The 1,359-nt window shown below is 64.4% G+C and carries 2 protein-coding genes; one reads left to right on the top strand and one right to left on the bottom strand.

Going from position 1 to position 1,359, the window contains the following annotated elements; genetic code table 11:
• Nucleotides 1-389: M23 family metallopeptidase (locus EOA38_RS36765; RefSeq protein WP_145966300.1), on the top strand; the 389-nt coding region annotated here is incomplete at its 5' end.
• Nucleotides 390-555: 166 nt separating this feature from the next.
• Here the strand turns inward: EOA38_RS36765 and EOA38_RS36760 are convergent.
• On the bottom strand, nucleotides 556-1,359 hold an 804-nt coding region (locus EOA38_RS36760), incomplete at its 5' end, for an ATP-binding protein (protein WP_145966299.1).

Raw genomic sequence — 1,359 nt, 5'->3', positions numbered from 1 at the left:
ACGATGCGGTGGCGCCGGATGCGACCGGCATCGGCAAGATGCGCTGGCCGGTGCGTGGGCGCGTCATCTCCGGCTTCGGCTCCGGCAAGGATGGCGTCGACATCGCGGTGCCGGAAGGAACGCCGATCAAGGCGGCCGAGAACGGCGTCGTCATCTATGCGGGCGACGGCCTCAAGGAATTCGGCAATACCGTTTTGGTGCGCCACGAGAACGGACTGGTCACCGTCTACGGTCACGCCAGCTCGATCGAGGTGCAGCGCGGCCAGAAGGTCAAGCGCGGCCAGGAGATCGCGCTGTCCGGCATGAGCGGCACCACCGACTCGCCGAAGCTGCACTTCGAAGTGCGCAAGAATTCGGCCCCGGTCGACCCGTCCGGCTACCTCGAATAGAACAAGAACAATTGCGGGCCGCCTGACCTCCAGTCCGGCCCGCCGTCTTCAGCCCGCTCCGCCAGGGGCGGGCTTTTTCAGTTGTCTTGTTTGACCATGATCTTGTCCGAAAACCGGCTTCCAATTTTTGCTTTGCTGACCTTCCGGTTCGGGATCATGGTCGCGGTCAATCCTTAAGCGGCTTGCCAAGCCGGCCGGCCAGATCCTGCGTGAACTGCCAGGCGACGCGGCCGGAGCGGCTGCCGCGCGTCGTTGCCCATTCGAGCGCCTCGGCGCGCAGCGTTTCGGCGTCGATCTTCAGGTCGTGATAGCGGACGTAGCCGTCGATCATGTCGAGATATTCGTCCTGCGAGCATTTGTGGAAGCCGAGCCACAGGCCGAAGCGGTCCGAGAGCGAGACCTTTTCCTCTACTGCCTCCGACGGGTTGATGGCGGTCGAGCGCTCATTGTCGATCATGTCGCGCGGCAGCAGATGCCGTCTATTCGACGTGGCGTAGAAGATGACGTTGGCCGGCCGGCCCTCGACGCCGCCTTCGAGCGCCGCCTTCAGCGACTTGTAGGAGGTGTCGTCGTGGTCGAAGGACAGGTCGTCGCAAAACAGGATGAAGCGATGGGGCGCCGCCTTCAGCAGGCCCATGAGCTTGGGCAGCGTGTCGATGTCCTCGCGGTGGATCTCGATCAGCTTGAGCGGGAGGTCGAGCTTGTCCGAGGCGTTGACCTTGGCGTGCACGGCCTTGACCAGCGACGACTTGCCCATGCCGCGCGCGCCCCAGAGCAGCACATTGTTGGCCGCAAAGCCCGAAGCGAAGCGCTCGGTGTTGTCGAGCAGGATGTCGCGAACCCGGTCGACGCCACGGATCAGACCGATATCGACGCGGTTGACCTTGCGCACCGGCTCCAGATGGCCGGGATCGGCTTGCCAGACGAAACAATCGGCCACGCCGAGGTCGGTCTCCGGCACGGGTGGCGG

This window comes from Mesorhizobium sp. M1E.F.Ca.ET.041.01.1.1, from assembly GCF_003997355.1.
In the GTDB taxonomy this organism is placed as follows: domain Bacteria; phylum Pseudomonadota; class Alphaproteobacteria; order Rhizobiales; family Rhizobiaceae; genus Mesorhizobium.
Note: the sequence above shows the minus strand (reverse complement) of the source record. Positions and strands in the feature narration are given on the sequence as shown.